This window comes from Mycobacterium sp. NGS16 (assembly GCF_059813225.1).
The window spans coordinates 105,442-123,147 of sequence record NZ_JCALEE010000011.1 but is presented as its reverse complement, the minus strand read 5'-3'; the positions used below and the strand labels follow the sequence as shown (position 1 = coordinate 123,147).

At 67.7% G+C, this 17,706-nt stretch carries 16 protein-coding genes, 1 tRNA gene and 1 pseudogene; 7 read left to right on the top strand and 11 right to left on the bottom strand.

Translation table 11 applies throughout. The features are described 5' to 3' along the window. Nucleotides 1-288: 288 nt before the first annotated feature. The 3 genes and pseudogenes from AC5Y4Q_RS19750 to AC5Y4Q_RS19740 all read right to left on the bottom strand — a co-directional run. A pseudogene (locus tag AC5Y4Q_RS19750) lies at nucleotides 289-540 on the bottom strand (ATP-binding protein); the annotation flags it as partial. Between the two features lie 305 nt (nucleotides 541-845). Further along, the gene (locus tag AC5Y4Q_RS19745; protein ID WP_499960070.1) at nucleotides 846-1,565 is read right to left on the bottom strand and encodes a creatininase family protein; all 720 of its coding nucleotides are present in this window, start codon (nucleotides 1,563-1,565) and stop codon (nucleotides 846-848) included. Next, nucleotides 1,562-2,764, bottom strand: a complete 1,203-nt coding sequence (locus AC5Y4Q_RS19740; protein WP_499960069.1) for a hypothetical protein — start codon at nucleotides 2,762-2,764, stop codon at nucleotides 1,562-1,564. The genes AC5Y4Q_RS19745 and AC5Y4Q_RS19740 overlap by 4 nt, the downstream gene beginning before the upstream one ends. Before the next feature lie 173 nt (nucleotides 2,765-2,937). Between AC5Y4Q_RS19740 and AC5Y4Q_RS19735 the strand changes: the two genes are divergently transcribed. The 4 genes from AC5Y4Q_RS19735 to AC5Y4Q_RS19720 all read left to right on the top strand — a co-directional run bounded on the left by AC5Y4Q_RS19735 (nucleotide 2,938) and on the right by AC5Y4Q_RS19720 (nucleotide 8,174). Further along, a complete protein-coding gene (locus tag AC5Y4Q_RS19735; protein ID WP_499960068.1) occupies nucleotides 2,938-3,279 on the top strand; it encodes an SCO3933 family regulatory protein in 342 nt (113 codons plus the stop codon). A 96-nt stretch (nucleotides 3,280-3,375) separates the two neighbouring features. Next, complete coding sequence (locus AC5Y4Q_RS19730; RefSeq protein WP_499960067.1) at nucleotides 3,376-4,776, top strand: FtsK/SpoIIIE domain-containing protein; 1,401 nt, start codon at nucleotides 3,376-3,378, stop codon at nucleotides 4,774-4,776. An 86-nt stretch (nucleotides 4,777-4,862) separates the two neighbouring features. Then, nucleotides 4,863-6,347, top strand: coding sequence for a replication initiator (locus tag AC5Y4Q_RS19725; protein WP_499960086.1), 1,485 nt, complete (start codon nucleotides 4,863-4,865; stop codon nucleotides 6,345-6,347). A gap of 186 nt (nucleotides 6,348-6,533) precedes the next feature. After that, nucleotides 6,534-8,174: a recombinase family protein gene (locus AC5Y4Q_RS19720; RefSeq protein ID WP_499960066.1), complete on the top strand. Its 1,641-nt coding sequence runs from the start codon at nucleotides 6,534-6,536 to the stop codon at nucleotides 8,172-8,174. Here AC5Y4Q_RS19720 and AC5Y4Q_RS19715 read toward each other — a convergent pair. Next, nucleotides 8,156-8,241 (bottom strand) — tRNA-Leu (locus tag AC5Y4Q_RS19715). The two genes, AC5Y4Q_RS19720 and AC5Y4Q_RS19715, sit on opposite strands and share 19 nt — an antisense overlap. Nucleotides 8,242-8,355: 114 nt before the next feature. Between AC5Y4Q_RS19715 and AC5Y4Q_RS19710 the strand changes: the two genes are divergently transcribed. Both AC5Y4Q_RS19710 and AC5Y4Q_RS19705 read left to right on the top strand, forming a co-directional pair. Next, entirely contained in the window at nucleotides 8,356-9,690 is a 1,335-nt protein-coding gene (locus tag AC5Y4Q_RS19710; protein WP_064922387.1) for a M20/M25/M40 family metallo-hydrolase, read from the top strand. A 24-nt stretch (nucleotides 9,691-9,714) separates the two neighbouring features. Then, nucleotides 9,715-10,245: a YbhB/YbcL family Raf kinase inhibitor-like protein gene (locus AC5Y4Q_RS19705; RefSeq protein WP_499960065.1), complete on the top strand. Its 531-nt coding sequence runs from the start codon at nucleotides 9,715-9,717 to the stop codon at nucleotides 10,243-10,245. 70 nt (nucleotides 10,246-10,315) lie between these two features. On the opposite strand, the gene AC5Y4Q_RS19700 is transcribed toward AC5Y4Q_RS19705, so the two are convergent. The 3 genes from AC5Y4Q_RS19700 to AC5Y4Q_RS19690 are packed head-to-tail and all read right to left on the bottom strand — an operon-like array spanning nucleotide 10,316 to nucleotide 12,655. Then, nucleotides 10,316-11,383 carry a quinone-dependent dihydroorotate dehydrogenase gene (locus AC5Y4Q_RS19700; RefSeq protein ID WP_499960064.1) on the bottom strand — a complete coding sequence of 356 codons (1,068 nt, stop codon included), beginning with the start codon at nucleotides 11,381-11,383 and terminating at the stop codon, nucleotides 10,316-10,318. A gap of 4 nt (nucleotides 11,384-11,387) precedes the next feature. Then, complete coding sequence (locus tag AC5Y4Q_RS19695; protein ID WP_064922390.1) at nucleotides 11,388-11,645, bottom strand: DUF5703 family protein; 258 nt, start codon at nucleotides 11,643-11,645, stop codon at nucleotides 11,388-11,390. Beyond that, a complete protein-coding gene (locus tag AC5Y4Q_RS19690; RefSeq protein ID WP_499960063.1) occupies nucleotides 11,642-12,655 on the bottom strand; it encodes a YncE family protein in 1,014 nt (337 codons plus the stop codon). The genes AC5Y4Q_RS19695 and AC5Y4Q_RS19690 overlap by 4 nt, the downstream gene beginning before the upstream one ends. A gap of 124 nt (nucleotides 12,656-12,779) precedes the next feature. Between AC5Y4Q_RS19690 and AC5Y4Q_RS19685 the strand changes: the two genes are divergently transcribed. Next, nucleotides 12,780-13,073, top strand: coding sequence for a hypothetical protein (locus AC5Y4Q_RS19685; RefSeq protein WP_064922391.1), 294 nt, complete (start codon nucleotides 12,780-12,782; stop codon nucleotides 13,071-13,073). Here the strand turns inward: AC5Y4Q_RS19685 and AC5Y4Q_RS19680 are convergent. From AC5Y4Q_RS19680 to AC5Y4Q_RS19665, 4 genes are all read right to left on the bottom strand, one after another. Next, on the bottom strand, nucleotides 13,063-14,256 hold the full coding sequence (locus tag AC5Y4Q_RS19680) for a methyltransferase (protein ID WP_499960062.1): 1,194 nt from the start codon (nucleotides 14,254-14,256) through the stop codon (nucleotides 13,063-13,065). The two genes, AC5Y4Q_RS19685 and AC5Y4Q_RS19680, sit on opposite strands and share 11 nt — an antisense overlap. Then, on the bottom strand, nucleotides 14,253-15,524 hold the full coding sequence (locus AC5Y4Q_RS19675; RefSeq protein ID WP_499960061.1) for an FAD-dependent oxidoreductase: 1,272 nt from the start codon (nucleotides 15,522-15,524) through the stop codon (nucleotides 14,253-14,255). Before AC5Y4Q_RS19675 ends, AC5Y4Q_RS19680 begins: the two co-directional genes overlap by 4 nt. Before the next feature lie 90 nt (nucleotides 15,525-15,614). Beyond that, on the bottom strand, nucleotides 15,615-16,682 hold the full coding sequence (locus tag AC5Y4Q_RS19670) for a pyridoxal phosphate-dependent aminotransferase (protein WP_499960060.1): 1,068 nt from the start codon (nucleotides 16,680-16,682) through the stop codon (nucleotides 15,615-15,617). Further along, a complete protein-coding gene (locus tag AC5Y4Q_RS19665; RefSeq protein ID WP_499960058.1) occupies nucleotides 16,682-17,701 on the bottom strand; it encodes a 3-oxoacyl-ACP synthase III family protein in 1,020 nt (339 codons plus the stop codon). Before AC5Y4Q_RS19665 ends, AC5Y4Q_RS19670 begins: the two co-directional genes overlap by 1 nt. Nucleotides 17,702-17,706: the final 5 nt, after the last annotated feature.

Here is a 17,706-nt window from a genome sequence, read left to right as displayed (position 1 = left end):
GGCCCCGGCACCAAGCTGACTAACGGGCTCCACAGCCCAAGGAAGCGACGGCGTCGACAGGCGACCCGACACCATTTTCACGCCTACGAGGCGTCACCCAAAGGGATAAGGAGCTGACTACCAATGGAGTTGCCGGACGATGGCATCATGTGATGCGGTTGGCATGCTGTCTTGGCTCCTTGGTCTTATCGATGGCGCCGACACACCACCCGGGCGCGGCACGTTTGTTGACGACGGTCCAATTCCAGGCCGGTGGCGACGGTTGAAAAGTAGGCCACGTGGTCATGATTATTGTGCCGTGTTGTCGGCTCGGGCGGAGGGCAGGGTGTCGATTCCGGTGTCCTTGAGCCGGTAGCTGTTGCCTTTGAGGGTCAGGACTTCGGCGTGGTGGACGATGCGGTCGATCATGGCGGCCGCGACGACCTGATCGCCGAAGACGTCTCCCCAGCGGGAGAATGGCAAGTTCGACGTCAAGATGAGTGAGGCGTGCTCGTAGCGGCTGGAGACCAGCTGGAAGAACAGGTTGGCGGCATCTTGCTCGATACCAGTAAAGAAAGTTCTCACGTGCGAGGTCGAGGGCTGTTTTCGGCAACGTGCGGACGGGTGGGCCGATGCGGGATCGCGGTGAAGGTGCTGGCCGCGGCCGTGAGAGGCGCAAGCATCGTCGGCCTGGTGGCAGCTGGTGCGTACGTTGCCGGTGTATTCACTGGCTGGTGGCAGTGGTCTGGTGCTCGGCGGCAGACGCAGGGCGCAGTGGAGCGACCGGCGCGGACGGGAGCGCCAGCGGACGGAAGCGAAGGGAGCGCAGCGCAGCCCGGAGGTAGCCGCCGAGTTGTCGGTTCTGCTCAGCGTGTGGTGAGGAGCCCGATCAGGGTGTCGGCGTTGCGGCCGAGGTGGCCGAGGATATTGCTGCCTTTGGCGGCGGTGGCCTGGGATGGTGAGCCGATGACGCCGGTCGGGGTGTAGGCGTGGATGCCGACGGTGGTGAGGTAGCGGCGGTCATTGGCGGTGTGGTCGCTGGTCTGCCATCCGTCGCGCAGGTAGTCGGGGTAGCTGGCGAGCAGGATGGAGGTTTCCAGTTCGCCGGCGTGCATGTCGTCGTGGTTGCTGCTGTGGATTCCTGCGGCGGCGCGGGCCTCGGTCCAGTCTTCGCGGCTGGGGTAGAGCCCAACCTTGACGGGGTTCTTGGGGTGGTTGGTTTGTTGGACGACGTTGGTCAGTACGGCGTTGCCGCCGTGGCCGTTGACGACGATCAGCCCGGCGATGTTCTGGCGTGCCAATGATTCGATGATGTCAGCGACGATCGCGGCCAGGGTGGTGGCGCTGATGCTGATCGTGCCGGGGTAGGCGGTGTGTTCGTGGGAGCAGCCGAACGTGACCGGTGGTAGGTGAAATATGTTGTGGTGCTGACTGATTGATGCTGCGATGGCGCTGGCGATGAGGGTGTCGGTGCCCAGCGGCAGGTAGGGGCCGTGTTGCTCGAATGAGCCGACCGGCAGCACCGCGACGGTGTGGGTGGCCGCGGGGTCGGTGGTGGTGGTGTCGGGGATGACTCGACGGCTCATGGCGTGACTCCTTGGGTGGCGTTTTTGATGCGACCGGCGAGTTGTTGCAGGATCGGGTCTTTGTTGCGCCGTCGGCGGTCCCGCACGATTGTGCCTGCCCGCGCGAGATGGAGTCTGGCCCTTTGCGAGGGGGCGGACAGGTAGCCGGGGATTGCTGTGGCGGTCAGTGCCAGTGCTTGCTGGTATTCGCTGGTGGCGATGTAGGCGTGTAGGAGTCGCATGTCGGCCACGGTCTGATCGCGGTGCTGTTGTGATGTCCAGGCGTGATGGTGCCCGGCGAGCAGCGCTACTGCTTTGTCGGGGTCGCCGATGCGCAGGTAGCCGGAGGCGATCTCGCTGGCGACGTAGGCACCGTGGGCGTAGATCGCATGATCATGTGGGTGGGGTTGCAGGTCACCGAGGTCGAGTGCTGCGGCGGCGTGGCGGTGAAAGGCCCGCTGGTTGTGATTGGCCAGCTCCGCGAGGGCCTGTTGACGGGCGATGCTGGCGGCCAGACGCCCCACGTCGTGGCCGTCGATGAGTTCGGCGGCATCGGCGGCCAAGGCGGCGGCCAGGTCGGGGTTGCTGCGGGTGAGAATGTTGGATTGGCGCATCAGGATCATGGCGTTGAATGCCGGGCCGGCCGTACGCAGGTGCAAGGCGGCGGTGTGGGTGAGCTTTTCTGCGGCGGCGTGGTCTCCGACATCTTGGGCGATCCATCCGGCGACCTCGGCAATGGCCCCGGCGGCACGCCGCATTTCTGCCTTGACGTGCGAGGGCGCGTGGACGATCAGGGATTCGATGGTGACCAGATCGGATTCGACCAGCGGGCGGGCGTGCTGAGGGCCGAAGGTGTGCTCAGCTTGGATGTGGGCGTGTTGCTGGGCGGCGATGACAGACAGTACGTCGCGGTCGACGGGTAATTGCAGCAGCAGCGGGTGGGGCAGTTCGGTGGCGATGGGCACGCTGAACATCTCGTCGGGTTCGACGCCGAACACCGCGGCGAGGTCTTCGCGCCATAGCGGGCCGAGCATTCCGGTCCGCTCGATCTGGGCGATTTTCTGTCGCAGGGACTCCTGGGTGGGCAGGTCGGCATCGCCGCGTAGCTTGCGGACGTTTTCGACCTCGATCGCCAACTCACGCAGGCTGTAGCCGTAGCGTTTGCGGGCCTGGCTGAGCCGCTGCGCATTCAGTGCGCGGATCGGGTCGGCGGCGGCCATGACTTCGATCATGCCGCAAACATCAGCGCAGGTCAGCTACGTGTGCGCGTTTGCGCTCATCACCGGTATCACTGCCTGTCACTTCCTGGCGCATCCGCGATCGCGCTGTCCTTGAGTCGCGGCCGAACAGACCGCGCCAACACCGCAAGGAAGGCAAGGAAGGACAGCAATCCATGAAGTTACGTATCGACACGACCGGGGTGACGTTCTTGTGCACTCGGGTTCCGGAGCAGCGCACCAATTTCGACACCGGGGCACCGCGCGTGGACAAGGCCACCGGGCAGGCGTTGTGGCAGGTGCAGTTGATCGCCCTGGACGCCACCGGCGGCGAAGTGCTGGCGGTCACCGTGGTCGGTGAGCCGAAAGTGATCGTCGGCCAGCCGGTGGCGGTAGCGGGTCTGGTGGCGTTGCCGTGGTCGCAAGACGGCCGCTCGGGTATCGCGTATCGCGCCGAATCTATCACCGCCACCGACGCCGCCGCGGCGGCCGTCAAGACGGGCCAGCAGGCCCGCTAACCGGAGGCCAGCCCGGCAGCCGCGCAGACGACCGTGTAGGGGCTGCCGGGCTGGCACCCCCACCCCTCTTTCCACTGTCAGTGAAGGAAGACCGTCATGTCGAGCCCCCCAAACCGTAAGAGTCACAACAACGATCAATCATCCGATGATGACTGGATCGGTGAGCTGATCGTGGCGGCAGTCAAAGCCGCTGGGCAGTTGCTGTGGTGGGCGGCCCTGTTTCCCGTCCTGAGCGTCCCGGCCACGGTGGCGCTGTGGGTCGCCGTCAGCCACGGCGCCCGCGCCGGCGTGTTGACCGCCGCCGTGGAGATCGCGGCATATATCGGCTGGTCGGTCCTGGAGCCGTCATCGTTTAGCCGGTGGGTGACCAACCCGGTGCGGCAGCGCTTCTGGGCGTGGTGGCGCTATCACCGCAACTGGGAATCGGTGTGTGCCCTGCACGGACTGACCGCGAAACTGGGTGAGCGCACGTTGGTGCCTGCCGTGGAGTCAGTGCGGATCGGCCGCCACGCCGACGTGCTGATCGTGAAGGTGGTGACCGGACAGTCGATTGCAGACTGGCAGAAACGCGCTCCGGCATTGGCGGCCACATGGCAAGCGGAGCGGTTGACGATCCGCGCCACGGCGCCGGGGCAGCTGCGGATCATCATCGGCCGCGGCGATGTGCTCGGCCAGCCGATCGCGGTACCCATGCCAACCCCAGGGTCGGCGGTTGATCTGGGCGCGGTGCGGGTCGGGGTCACCGAATCACGGCGCTGGTGGACGCTGCCGGTGTTGGGCCAGCACATTCTGGTCGCCGGGGCCACCGGAGCCGGCAAGGGCTCGGTGCTGTGGTCGCTGATCGCCGGGCTGGCACCCCAGGTGAAAACCGGGCGGGTGCGGCTGTGGGTGATCGACCCCAAAGGCGGCATGGAACTCGGCGCCGGGGCAGCGCTGTTCACCCGGTTCTGCTACGACACCGGTGCACCCACCGTGGAGTTGCTGCGCGAGCTGGTGGAGGTCATGCAGGCACGCGCCACCCGGCTGCGCGGACACACCCGCCTGCACACTCCCACCGTCGCGGAGCCCCTGTATGTGGTGATCATCGACGAGATCGCCGCACTGACCGCCTATGTCATCGACCGGAAACTGCGTGCCGAGATCGAACAACTGCTCGGCCTGCTGTTATCCCAAGGACGGGCGGTCGGGATTTCGGTGGTGGCCGCGGTGCAAGACCCGGCCAAAGACACCCTGCCGGTGCGGCAGTTGTTCACCGTGCGCATCGGGTTGCGCATGACCGAAGCCACCCAGACCACGATGGTGCTCGGCCAAGGCGCCCGCGATGCCGGCGCCGAATGCGACCTCATCCCTGATGCCACCCCCGGGATCGGCTACGTGATGATCGACGGCACCACCGAACCGGTACGGGTCCGGGCCTTCCACGTCACCGACCGCGACATCACCGCGTTGGCCCGCACCTTTCGGGCACCGCGCCCCGGCGACCAGGGCAACCGGTGAACACCCTCGGCGTCACTGGCGCGCAGCGGGCGTTCGCACTACCGGGCGTGCCGGCCACCGTCGATGCGGATGCGGTGATCACCCAGATGGTTCGGCGCGCATCCTCTCCAGGTTTCGAGACGTGGTGGCGGCGGGTGGAATCGGTGGGATTCTGTGCTCACCCGATCCAGCTGGTCGGCGCTGGCTCTATTGGGCGCCGGCAGGTGGTGTGGACGCGCTGCAACAATCGCCGCGCAATGGTCTGCCCGTCATGCTCGGACCTGTACGCCCGTGACACCTGGCAGTTGGTGCACGCCGGTGCCGCCGGCGGCCACCACAACATGCCCGCCGAGGTCGCTGCTCGCCCACAGGTGTTCGCCACCTTGACCGCACCCAGCTACGGCACGGTGCACAACGCCACCGGCGCGCGTTGCTATCCCACATCGACGAGTCCAGGCCGACGCTGTAGTCATGGGAATCCGTTGCAGTGCACCATAACCCATTCCGTCGGCAATCCAATAGTGGGACAGCCCTTATGCGGCCAGTGCTACGACTACTTCGGGCATGTTCTGTTCACCTGGCATCTGCCCGAGCTGTGGCGGCGTTTCACCATCGCATTGCGGCGCGCCGTAGCAGCACAGTTGCGAGCACGTGGGATGGACCGGGGTTCGGTACGGGTGAGTTTCGTCAAGGTCGTCGAACTGCAAGCCCGCGCCGTCCCGCACATCCACGCCCTGATCCGCCTCGACCCGCCGTCAGCACTCACCACCCAGAGTGACCAGAACCATTACGGCCCCGCCGCCACCTGTGGCGGTGGGGAGTCCCGTCCGGATGCTAGGTACCGCGGCTGGGTACCGCCGATCACCGCCGGCGAGCTGGCCGCGCTGATTCAAAGTGCTGCGCGCCAGGTCCGCGTTGACGTTCTCGCCCTCGATGGCGACGTACGCGAACTGCGGTTCGGCACGCAGATCGACGCCCAACCGCTCAGGGGCGAAGCAATGGGAGAACCGGTCGGTACCGGGCCGACAGCTCGCTTGTCGCCGCGCCGCGTCGCGGCATACCTCGCCAAATACGTCACCAAATCCCTGCAGGACTTCGGCATCACCGCCCGGCGACTCTCGACGGAAGCGATCGCCACCCTCGACGTCACCGAACACGTCCGGGCGATCTTGACCACCATCGCCGAACTCGCCGAACGTGTTGAGCCGATGACCGGAATCGGGCGATGGCTGCACACGCTGGGCTATCGCGGACATATCACCACTAAATCGCGGCATTACTCGACCACAATGGGAGCTCTGCGCGCCGCGCGTGCGACCTGGACGCGAAAACAGTACGCCAAACACGTTGAACACCAGAGAGATACGCGACCAAACGGGCGGAATGCACCGGTAACCGAGGTGCCAGCCGACGTCGATGCTGACGAGGTGCTCTGGAAGTTCGACCACGCCGGACACACCAGCGCGGGGGAGCGCACCCTCGTCTACTCCGCGGCCCTCCAACGTATCCACACCCGGCGCATCGGACTGGTGGAAGCCCGTCGTCAAGTCCGCGACCAGCATGGAGATCCGCCAGGGGGACATGATGGCTGACGGTTCCCAAACAGCACAGCCTCGCTCCGAGTGCGGCGGTCGCAGCGATGCGCCGACGATGTCAGAGGGAGGTGTTGAAATTGTCGTACCAGAGAGCTATCGCCTCCCGCATGAGGCCAACCGCGCGCTGGTACGCGTCATAATGGCGGTGCGGGACCGGATGCTCGGATCAGACAGGGGAGTCGCGTGAGCCTGAGGTTCGCCTTCTACGGCCGAGTGAGCACGGAGGATGCTCAAGATCCGGAGGCGAGTCGCGGCTGGCAGAAGCGCCGTGCCCTGGATTTGATCTCCCCGCACGGCGGAGTCCTTGTCACTGACTACTTCGATGTAGGACAGAGCCGCTCGCTGCCGTGGAAGCGTAGGCCAGAGGCATCACGGCTGCTTGTCGATGTTGCCGCTCGTGACCGTAGTTTCGATGCGGTCGTGATCGGGGAACCCGCCCGCGCGTTCTACGGTCCGCAGTTCGCGCTGACTTTCCCGGTGCTCACGCACTACGGAGTCGGCCTGTGGGTGCCAGAAGTCGGTGGCGCGGTCGATCCCGGCTCCGAGGCACACGACCTAGTGATGACGCTGTTCGGCGGCATGAGCAAAGGCGAGCGCGCTCGAATCCAGATGCGCGTCCGCACCGCGATGTCGGCACTGGCGCAGGACACCACCAGATATCTCGGTGGCCGACCGCCGTACGGTTACCGGCTCGTCGACGCCGGCCCGCACCCGAACCCTGCCAAGGCAAGTCTTGGGCAGCGGCTTCACCGTCTCGAACCGGACCCCGCGACATCGTCGGTCGTCGAGCGGATCTACCGCATGTACGCCGACGGAGCGGGCCTGCGCTACATCGCCCAACGGCTCACCGACGATGGTGTGCCGTCACCGAGCCAGTACGACCCGGAACGCAATCGTCATCGTGACCCGCGAGGGTGGTCGCATTCGGCGATACGGGCCATCCTTGACAACCCGACATATCTCGGTGTGCGCGTGTGGGGCAAGCAGGAGAAATACGAAGTACTGGTCAAGCCCGACGATGTCGCGGCGGGGTATGAGACGCGGATGCGGTGGCGCGATCAGGCGACCTGGGTTGTACCGGACCGTCGCACGCACGAAGCGCTGATCTCTGACGAACTGGCGCAGGTTGTTCGTCTTCGCACCCAGACTCGGCGGGGTCCCGGTCTGGTGTGCAGCAGAGAATCGACGGTGCCGTACGCACTTCGCGGAATCCTGTTCTGCGCCGTCTGTGGACGGCGGATGCAGGGCGCCGCTCGCTGCGGGAAGCAAGCAACACGCATCCTGTACCGGTGTGAGCTGGGTAAGTCGCGTTCTGTACCTGTAGACCTGACGGATCACCCGCGCACGGTCTACCTGCGTGAGGACGCGGTGACACCTCGACTCGACGAATGGATCGCCAGCCTGGCCGATCCAGAAGACCTGGCCCGCGGTCAGGAAGTGGCCCCGGAAGCCGGCAACGTCGCCTTGCTGCGCCAGCTCAGCGAAGCGAACAGCAAGGTCGCCGCTTTGATAGCCGCGGTGGAGTCCGGTGTGGCCGTCGAAGATCTCACCGATGCGTTGCGTCGCCGTACCGCCGAGCGGGACGAACTGAAGGCCCGCCTGGAACGAGTCGAGCGACCCCGCGCCATGTCTGCCGCACAGGTCACCGAGTTGGTGCAGGAATTGGGCGGGCTGGCAGCGGTGCTAGGTGAAGCAACCGGGACCGAACGCGCTCAGGTATACGCGAGCCTGGGCTTGCGTCTTGACTACGATCCCTACCTGCGTCAGGTCAAGGCGACGGCCGACTTAAGTCGTGTCGCCGGATGTGTCCGAGGGGGGACTTGAACCCCCACGCCCATTAATAGGGCACTAGCACCTCAAGCTAGCGCGTCTGCCATTCCGCCACTCGGACCAACCCGGTTCAGCCCGGGCAGCTAAGGCTAACGGATGCCGCTCGCCAGACCCAACCCAGCCCACGTGGCGCCATCCCAAGGCGGGCCGCGGCGAAGTGGTAGGAAAGGTAACTGTGACGGTTTGCCCCGATCCTGCCGACGAAGTCGTTGATCTCGTCAGCACGCTCATCCGGTTCGACACCTCCAACACCGGTGAGCCGGCCACCACCAAGGGCGAAGCCGAGTGCGCCCGCTGGGTGGCCGCCCAGCTGCAGGAGGCCGGCTATCAGACCGAGTACGTCGAGTCCGGCGCACCGGGCCGCGGCAACGTCTTCGCCCGCCTTCCAGGCAGCGACCCGGCCCGCGGGGCCCTGCTGATCCACGGCCACCTCGACGTGGTGCCCGCCGAGGCCAGCGAGTGGAGCGTGCACCCGTTCTCCGGGGCGGTCACCGATGGCTACGTGTGGGGCCGCGGCGCGGTCGACATGAAGGACATGGTCGGCATGATGATCGCGGTGGCCAGGAAGTTGGCCCGCGCGGGAATCGTGCCTCCGCGCGATCTGGTGTTCGCGTTCCTGGCCGACGAGGAGGCCGGCGGCAAGTACGGGGCGCACTGGCTGGTGCAGAACCGGCCGGACCTGTTCTCCGGCGTCACCGAAGCGATCGGTGAGGTCGGTGGTTTCTCGCTGACCGTCCCGCGCCGCGACGGTGGCGAGCGCCGGCTGTATCTGATCGAGACCGCGGAGAAGGGGCTGTGCTGGATGCGGCTGCGGGCCACCGGCCGCGCCGGGCACGGCTCGATGGTCAACGACGACAACGCCGTCACCACCGTGGCCGAGGCGGTGGCACGACTGGGCCGGCACCGGTTCCCGCTGGTGCTCACCGACGCGGTGACGCAGTTCCTGGCCGCGGTCAGCGAGGAGACCGGACACGCCATCGACGTCGACTCGCCGGACCTGGAAGGCATGATCGAAAAGCTCGGACCGATCGCCCGGATCGTCAACGCCACCCTGCGTGACACCGCCACCCCGACCATGCTGCAGGCCGGCTACAAGGCCAACGTCATCCCGGCGACGGCGGAGGCGGTGCTGGACTGCCGGGTGCTGCCGGGGCGCCAGGCGGCCTTCGAAGCCGAGGTCGACACACTGATCGGCCCGGACGTGACCCGGGAATGGGTCACCAACCTGCCGCCGGTCGAGACCACCTTCGACGGTGACCTGGTGGAGGCGATGAACGCCGCGCTGCTGGCCTGCGATCCCGACGCACGCACCGTGCCCTACATGCTGTCCGGGGGAACGGACGCAAAAGCCTTCGCGCAGTTGGGTATTCGATGCTTCGGGTTCGCTCCGCTACGCCTGCCGCCGGATCTGGACTTCTCCGCGCTGTTCCACGGGGTCGACGAACGGGTTCCGGTCGACGCCCTGACGTTCGGTACCCGGGTACTCGAACACTTCCTGACACACTGTTAACACCCCGACGAGAGGACCACACCCATGAGTGCCGCCCCCGATCCCTACGCCGCCCTGCCCAAGCTGCCGACGTTCACGCTGACCTCCTCGTCGGTCACCGATGGTCAACCGCTGGCCACCGCGCAGGTCAGCGGCATCATGGGCGCCGGGGGAGAGGACGCCAGCCCGCAGCTGAGCTGGTCGGGCTTCCCGGAGGAGACCCGCAGCTTCGCGGTCACCGTCTACGACCCCGATGCGCCCACCGCATCCGGGTTCTGGCACTGGGCGGTGGCCAATCTGCCGGCCACCTGCACCGAGCTGCCCGAGGGCGTCGGCGACGGCAGCCTGCTGCCCGGTGATGCGCTGACCCTGGTCAACGACGCGGGGTTGCGCCGCTACGTGGGTGCCGCGCCGCCGGCCGGGCACGGCCCGCACCGCTACTACATCGCGGTGCACGCGGTGAAGGTCGAGAAGCTGGACCTGGCCGAGGACGCCAGCCCGGCCTATCTGGGGTTCAACCTGTTCATGCAGGCCATCGCGCGTGCGGTGATCGTCGGCACCTACGAGCAGAAGTAGCCGACCCCCGCGACTCGGAATCTCACGACGCGACACGCCGGAGGGGCGTCGTGGGATTCCGCCTCGGGTGCTAGCGGGCGGCGCTCCCGACGGCTTCGGAGAGTGACGCGAACCCGCCCTCGTGCAACCGCCGGGCCAGGCCGTCGTGGATGTCGCGGGCCCACAGGCCCCCGCCGTAGATGAACCCGGTGTAGCCCTGCAGCAGCGAGGCGCCGGCGGTGATGCGCTCCCAGGCGTCGTCGGCGGTCTCGATGCCACCTACGCTGATCAGCACCAGCCGGTCACCGACCCGGGCGTACAACCGGCGCAGCACCTCAACGGACCGGCGGGCCACCGGTGGACCGGAGATCCCGCCCGGTCCCATCTCGGCCACCCCCGGGGTGGCCAGCCCGTCGCGGGACACGGTGGTGTTGGTGGCCACGATGCCGGCCAGGCCCAGCTCCACGCAGAGGTCGGCGACGGCGTCCAGGTCGTCGTCGGCCAGATCCGGCGCGATCTTCACCAGCACCGGGCAGGTGCTCTCGGCGCGCACCGCGGCCAGGATGGGCCGCAGCGCTTCGACGGCCTGCAGATCACGCAGCCCCGGGGTGTTGGGTGAGCTGACGTTGACCACCAGATAGGCGGCCAGCGGCGCGAGCAGGCGGGCGCTGGCGCGGTAGTCGGCGACCGCCTCCTCGGCCGGGGTGGTCTTGGTCTTGCCGATGTTGACCCCGATCGGCACGTCGGCGTGATCGCGGGCCAGCCGGGCGGCCAGCGCCCCGGCGCCGTGGTTGTTGAACCCCATCCGGTTCAGCACCGCGCGGTCTTCGGGGAGCCGGAACAGCCGCGGCGCAGGGTTGCCCGGCTGCGGGGCGGCGGTCACGGTGCCCACCTCGGCGTACCCGAAACCCAACGCGCCCCAGGTCTTCAGCCCGACGCCGTCCTTGTCGAAGCCGGCAGCCAGTCCGAGCGGGCCGGGGAAGTGCACCCCGAACACGGTGCTGGCCAGCACCGGGTCATGCGGCGCCAGCCGGCGCGCAAGCACCCGGCGTACCGGCGGCGGTGCGGTGGCGCCGCGAAGCCCCGCGAACACCACGGTGTGAATGCGTTCGGCCGGCACCATGAAGAACACCCGGCGCAGCGCGCCGTAGAGACCCATCGGCCTACAACCCCGGCTGATCGACTGCGCCGACAGCGTTCAATTGGGATTTCCTGCGGCGCAACAACACCCGCCTGCTTCCGTCGGTGTACAAGCGCACCCGGGTCAGCTCCCAGCCGCGGTATTCGGCCTCGATCGACAGCCGGGTCGACGCCCCGATCCGGGTGACCTCCGGGGGCAGTCGCAGCGGGATCCACTCGTATTCGTCGGACAAGTCGGCGTCCCAGCCCGCCGGCAACCGGCCCCGCCGCACGCCCGTCAACGTTGCCTCGCCGCGTGCTCGATGACCTGGACCCCGGCTCCGGCGCCCGACACCACGTACAAGGTGTCCGACGCATCGTCGAAGGCCAGGGTGTCGGGTTGCTGCACGGTCGGGTATCGAACCTTCTCCACGGGGATTCCGGTGGTCAGATCGTAACCGACCACGGTGTTTGTCGCGGTCTGCGACACCCAGGCGAACCCCCCGGAGCCGGCCACCCCGTAGGGGGCCTGCGGCACCGGGTAGGCCTGCCGCAGTATCAGCGGGTCGGTGCCGTAGACCAGCAATTGGCCGCCGCGGGTGTCCGCGGCGAGCACCGGCCCGTGCGGCGCGGCCGCCAGCGTCGTCGCGCCTTGCCCGGCGCGTAGCGCGTACTGCGGCTTGCCGTCGGGACCGATGGTGGTCACCGATGTCTGGCCGCGGTCCAGCACCACGGAGGTGTTGCCCTGAGCGACGAGCCCGTCGACGCGGGCGAAGATCTTCGCGCGTTCGGCTGTCCGGGTGCCGTCGGCGGCGAGAGTGTGGACGGCGCCGTCGGCGGTGCCCAACACCATGGTGCCGTCGCTGCGCCGTGCGATCGCGGTGAAGTCGGCCTCGGCGGCATCGTCGACGGTGATTCGGTCGATGCGCCGGGTGGCCAGGTCGACGGTGAAGTAGCCGCCGCGGCCGGCCAGGTAGGCCACGCCGGCGCCGTCACCGGTCACCGCGGTCGCCGGGCCCGGCAGCGTCAGGGCGGTGGGAGCCTTCCCGGGCGCGCCGACCAGTTCGACGGTGGCGGGGGCCTGCGCGTCGGCGCCGGGACACAGCACCACCAGCAGTCCGGTCGCGGCGTCGAACACCGCGCCGCTGCCCCGGCCGCTCAACGGCTGCACCACGCCGGCCGGGCGCGCCGATACCGCGGGGGAGACGGCGGGCTGAGCCGCCGGAATCGTCGGCGGCGGCGCGGTGACGGGGTTGGACGAGCATGCCGTGAGCAGCAGCAGCGATAACAGCAGGGCGGGGTGCTTGGGCACAGGCGGCTCTTCCGGCTCTTCGCGATCGGTGAATACGGGGCGAACCCCGATTCTAAGGACGCCGCCGGCACCGAATCGGCATGTCCCGGTAACAATAAGTTCGCTTAGGTGTAATGTCGCGGCCATGACTGTGGCCGAAGACTGGCAACTGGCATGTTCGGAATTTTTCCTCGAGGAGATCTGGACCGGCGCGTTCGCGAGCGGGTTCGGCGAGGTCGGTGACGGCCGCAGCTTCTCCTTCCGCGTCGAGCAGCAGCAGCTGGTGGTCGACATCTACCGGCCCCAGCTGGAGTGCCCGGTGCCGCACGAGGAGGACGTGGTCGCCACGGCGAGCCGGAGCCTGTTCGACATTGACCTCGTCGACGAGCGCAGCCTGACCGCCGCCGTCCGTGACCTGGTGGCCGAGCTCACTCGCTAGCAGAGCTAGCCGCCCGGCGACGGGGGCGCGGTGAGCTCCCGGGCGGGTGGTCGGCCGGCTGCTGTCCCTGCTGAAGGCGAACCGTTGGTGGATGCGGGCCCGCGGCACGGGCCTCCACCACACTCAGCGGTGAGGCGGTCTGCACCACACGCATCATCTGAAATCCGGCTTGGCCGAGCAGGCCGCGGTATTCGGCCGCGGTGCGTTCGCGCGAACCCAGGTTCAGCAGCATCTCCAGGTCCGCCCATTTTCCCGGGAAGTCGCGGTCGTGCTGGGGAATGACCAATTCGATCACCAACACCGTGGCCGAGGGGCCGGCCGCCGCCCGAACGTTACGCAGGATCTGCACCGCCTTCTCGTCGGTCCAGTCGTGCAGGATGTTCTTGAGGACATAGGCGTCACCACCGTCCGGGACGCTGTCGAAAAACGATCCCTCCGCGATCCGCACCCGGTCGGCGACGCGGCGCTCGCGCAACAGATTCGGGGCGCCCGCGACCACTCGCGGCAGGTCATACAGGACGCCCCGCGACGCCGGCGCTGCCGCCAGGATCGCAGCAAGCAGTGGGCCGTGCCCGCCACCGACGTCGACGATCGTGGGATAGGCGCTGAAGTCGTAGCCGGCCACCACCGGCGCCGTCGTCAATTGCGAGATGCTCGTCATCGTCTGGTTGAAGAGGTCGGCGAGCTCGGGCTGATCGGCGAAGTAGTCGAAGCTCGCGACGCCGCGCAACCCCGGGACCACGGTATGCCCGGTTCGTACCGAATCTACCAGCAGGGTCCAGCGTTCGCGCTGCTCCCGCGAACCGTAGAAGCGGGCCGCGGCAGCCATCGACACCGGCGCGTCCGAACGCAGCGTGTCGGCCAGGTGGTTGAGCTGGAAGCGGCCGTCGCGGCGACGACCGAAGACGCCCCGGCCGACCAACGCCCGCAGCAGCCGGCCCAGCGCATCGGCATCGGCGCCGACCCGGTCCGCCAATTCGTCGATCGCCAGCGGTCTGTCGGCCAGCGCATCGGCGACACCGAGTTCGGCGACCGCGGTGATCGCCTGCGACGTCCAGGCGGCCATGATCATCTCCAACACGGCGGCCGGCGCCGGCATCAGCCGTTGATGGAAGCGGTAGAGGTGGTGGCGCATCCGCTCGACGACGCGGGCCAGCGTGGCCGGTGGCACTTTGACGGTCATCGTCGCATCGCCGGCAAGGCGGCGGCGCTCGCCGAGATGGCGAACTCGGAGCTGATCTGCGCGGACATCCGGTGGTGGCTCACCGCGCGCAGGAACATCGTCAGGGCCCGGGTCTGCAACCGGTCCGAGATCAACCCCGCCGGCTTCAGCATGGACTCACTGCGCGACACCTGCTGCGTGGTCACCCACGACACCGCCTGGACCTTGTGTCGCCGGGTGTTCTCGTACCAGCGCAGCGCGCTCGCCAGGTCACGGTCGACGCCGTTGCTTGCGTTCCGGAGATCCGAGATCGCCTTGCGCAACACCATCGTGTCGAGTAGCGCCTGATTGGTCCCCTGCGCAAGGGTGGGCGGCATCGTATGTGCGGCGTCGCCGAGCAACGTGAGCGCGCCCCGGCCCGGGCGGGGGATCGGATGCCGAAAATGTGGGAAAGGCGAGCGGGCCAGATCCGCGTCGGTCAACGTCGCCAGGACCCGGTCGACCGCCTCGGACCACCCGGTGAATTCGGACCGGATCATCTCGAGCGGGCGTATCGGCCTGACAAAGTCGGAAGACCAGGGCAAATCGAACCACCACTGCAGATCCGAGCCTCCGGCCGGCCACAAGCCAAGGTTTCCGCGCTCGCCGATCATCATCAGCGCAGTGTGCTGGTCGGCCAGGCCCGCCATGGTGACCAGTCCCTGCCAGCTGCACCAGCCGGTCGGCTTCGCCGGTGGCGCGCCGACGATCTCGCGAACGATCGAGTGCAGACCATCGGCCCCGATCAGTAGATCACCTTCGGCGAAGCTGCCGTCTGCGAACTCGACCCGCACTCCGTCGGGCGTGGCGACCGCGCCGACAACTCGGGTGCTGCACCGGATGCGGTCGGCCGGAAAGCCGTCCAGCAGTCGTTGCAGCAGGACTGTGCGTGGGACCATCCGCACCGGTGCGCCCAGCCGGTCCACCACCGCGGTCAGGTCGATGGTGGCGACCCGGCGGCCCGTGGCCGTCATGACCCGCACAGTGGACAGCAGTTGTCCAGCCCCGTACATGTCGACGCCCAACTGACCCAGAACTGCCGCGCCGTTGGACCAGATGGTCACGGCGCCGCCTCCTGCGGTGATATCCGGCCGCTGCTCGAAGACGGTGACATCATGGCCGTCGCGCAACAGTCCGCGGGCGATCGAGATCCCGCCTACGCCGGCTCCGACCACCAGGACTCGAAGACGTGACGACGCGGCCGCTACCAGCGTCAGATGCCGGGCCCTAGTCCTCGGCGTGCTGCTCATAGGCCCAACGCTCAAGTCGTGCTTGTAGATTCACCAGGCCGGCGCCGGCTATCGGCATGCCTATCGACAGCAGGGCCATCAATACTGGATTCATCTCACACCTCCTATTCCTGACACGCAACAAGCCGACGAGTCGTTCACCGCGTGCAGCACCGCCTGGGTGGCCACGCGGCCGCCGACGGTGATCCGCACGCCGCCGTCGGCGTAGTGGCGGACCAGGAGCCCGGTGAAGACCTCCCGCCACGGCCGGCTCGCCGGTGGCAGGTACACGAAATTCGCGTGGGAGTCGGTGCTGTAGACACCCATCGTCGACAGGCGCCGGCGCAGGTAATCGCGTTCGCTGACGATTCGGGAAATACGTTGCTGCAGCTGTTCTTCGGCGTTGTACGAAGCCGCCACCGCGACCGCACTGGTGATGTCCATTCCGAACGGCAACTGCATGGACCACAGGGTCTCGGTCAGCTGCGGCGACCCGAAGCCATATCCGATACGCAGTCCGGCGAGCCCGTAGGCCTTCGAGAATGTCCGCAGCACCACGACATTCGGAAAGTGCCGCACCAGATCAGGGCAGTCGATGCGGTAGTCGGGTGCGACGAACTCGATGTAGGCCTCGTCGAGCAGCACTATGGTGTCGGCCGGGATCCGAGTCATGAACCGCTCGACGTCGGCGATCGACTCCAGCGTTCCGGTTGGATTGTGCGGCCGGCACACGACGACCACCCGTGCGCCCGCCGCGGCCTGCGCCATCGCCGCGAAGTCGTGGTGGCCGCGCTCGTCGAGCGGGACGCTGACCGGGGCCAGGCGGGCAATCCGGGCGAAGATCGGGTAGCCGTCGAAGGTCGGTGAGGCCAGCACGATCCGGTCACCGGGCTCGGTCACCGCCTGCAGGACCTGCATCACCACCCCCGTCGCGCCCGCCCCAAGGACGACCTGTTCGGCGCGAACCCCGATGTGTCGCGCGATCATCGTGCGCATCGATTCGGGCAGGAACTCCGGATAGCGGTTGGCCGCGTCCACCGCGTGGATCAAGGCGGCGCGCACCGCCGGCAACGGCGGAAACGGGTTCTCGTTGAGCGACAACGCGAACGGGTCAATCGCGTTCGGCAGCGCCCCGAGAGCGTCCACGGCGGCGCGGCTCGCCTGCGCCAGCGACGGCATCAGCCGCGTCCGCCCCAGCGGAGGGCCGCCGCGCCGGCGAAGTCACCGGCGTGCGCGAAGGCCGCCATCAGCACGATGTCGCCGGCCTTGGTCTGGCCGTCGGATATCGCACGATCCAGGTTGATCGGGATTCCGGCACCGAACAGGTTGCCGCACTCATCGAAGGTATCGCGATGCGCTGAATCGGGGACTTCGAGCGCTTCGCGCCAGTTGCGCAGGAACACCCGGTTCGGCTGGTTCGTCACAAGCAGCCCGACGTCCCTGGGCGACATGCCGATTCGATCACACACCGCCAGCGCCACCTCGGGAACCTCACGGTTGCCGCGGGCCAGCACCTTGGTGATCTTGGTTTCTGTGAAACCGATACACCCCTCGCCGGGCCCGGGCTGCCACCATTTGCGGGGCGGTTCCGTGGTGTAGGTCATGTCATTGGCGTATTCGCCGTAGGTGCGGCATTCCACGGCCAGGATCGGCGATTCGTCGGACAGTGTCACCAATCCCACCGCGGCGCCGTCGCCTGGCACCGATGCCTGCGCCTTGCGCCGCACCCCGGGCTGGTCGAAGACCTGCCCCGCCGCGTTCTGCGCGATGGCGATCAACGCGGTACGCCCTTCGCCCGCGGCCAGCAGCTGACGGGCCACTTTGAGCGCCAACACGAATGCCGCGCACCCGCCGTTGTGCAAGTCGAGCACCCAGCTCGGTCGCATGCCAAGGCGGTGGGCAATGCCGCCGCCCGAACCGTAGAACGGCATGTCCGGCAGTTGGGTGTGGGTGATCAGCACATCGACGTTGGAGATGACGTCGTGGCCGTGCCGCTGCACCAGCCCGGCAGCAGCTTGCTCGACCATGTCGATGGCGGTCTCGGCGGGTGCGACGTGATGACGGAACTTGGGCGCGCGGAACATCAGGTTGTCAGCCAAGTCATCCGATTCGGCGAACTGCGCGTAATAGTCAGCGCCGATAGGTTTTCCCGGCAGGTAGCAGGCAACATCGGTCAGGCTGACCACGGGTTGGTTCATGGCCG

What these genes read in the sequence shown, in the direction of transcription:
- AC5Y4Q_RS19745 (WP_499960070.1), bottom strand. Translation starts at nt 1,565, where the DNA reads ATGAGCCGTCGAGTCATCCCCGACACCACCACCACCGACCCCGCGGCC.
- AC5Y4Q_RS19740 (WP_499960069.1), bottom strand. Translation starts at nt 2,764, where the DNA reads ATGGCCGCCGCCGACCCGATCCGCGCACTGAATGCGCAGCGGCTCAGC.
- AC5Y4Q_RS19735 (WP_499960068.1), top strand. Translation starts at nt 2,938, where the DNA reads ATGAAGTTACGTATCGACACGACCGGGGTGACGTTCTTGTGCACTCGG.
- AC5Y4Q_RS19730 (WP_499960067.1), top strand. Translation starts at nt 3,376, where the DNA reads ATGTCGAGCCCCCCAAACCGTAAGAGTCACAACAACGATCAATCATCC.
- AC5Y4Q_RS19725 (WP_499960086.1), top strand. Translation starts at nt 4,863, where the DNA reads ATGGTTCGGCGCGCATCCTCTCCAGGTTTCGAGACGTGGTGGCGGCGG.
- AC5Y4Q_RS19705 (WP_499960065.1), top strand. Translation starts at nt 9,715, where the DNA reads ATGAGTGCCGCCCCCGATCCCTACGCCGCCCTGCCCAAGCTGCCGACG.
- AC5Y4Q_RS19700 (WP_499960064.1), bottom strand. Translation starts at nt 11,383, where the DNA reads ATGGGTCTCTACGGCGCGCTGCGCCGGGTGTTCTTCATGGTGCCGGCC.
- AC5Y4Q_RS19685 (WP_064922391.1), top strand. Translation starts at nt 12,780, where the DNA reads ATGACTGTGGCCGAAGACTGGCAACTGGCATGTTCGGAATTTTTCCTC.
- AC5Y4Q_RS19680 (WP_499960062.1), bottom strand. Translation starts at nt 14,256, where the DNA reads ATGACCGTCAAAGTGCCACCGGCCACGCTGGCCCGCGTCGTCGAGCGG.
- AC5Y4Q_RS19675 (WP_499960061.1), bottom strand. Translation starts at nt 15,524, where the DNA reads ATGAGCAGCACGCCGAGGACTAGGGCCCGGCATCTGACGCTGGTAGCG.
- AC5Y4Q_RS19670 (WP_499960060.1), bottom strand. Translation starts at nt 16,682, where the DNA reads ATGCCGTCGCTGGCGCAGGCGAGCCGCGCCGCCGTGGACGCTCTCGGG.
- AC5Y4Q_RS19665 (WP_499960058.1), bottom strand. Translation starts at nt 17,701, where the DNA reads ATGAACCAACCCGTGGTCAGCCTGACCGATGTTGCCTGCTACCTGCCG.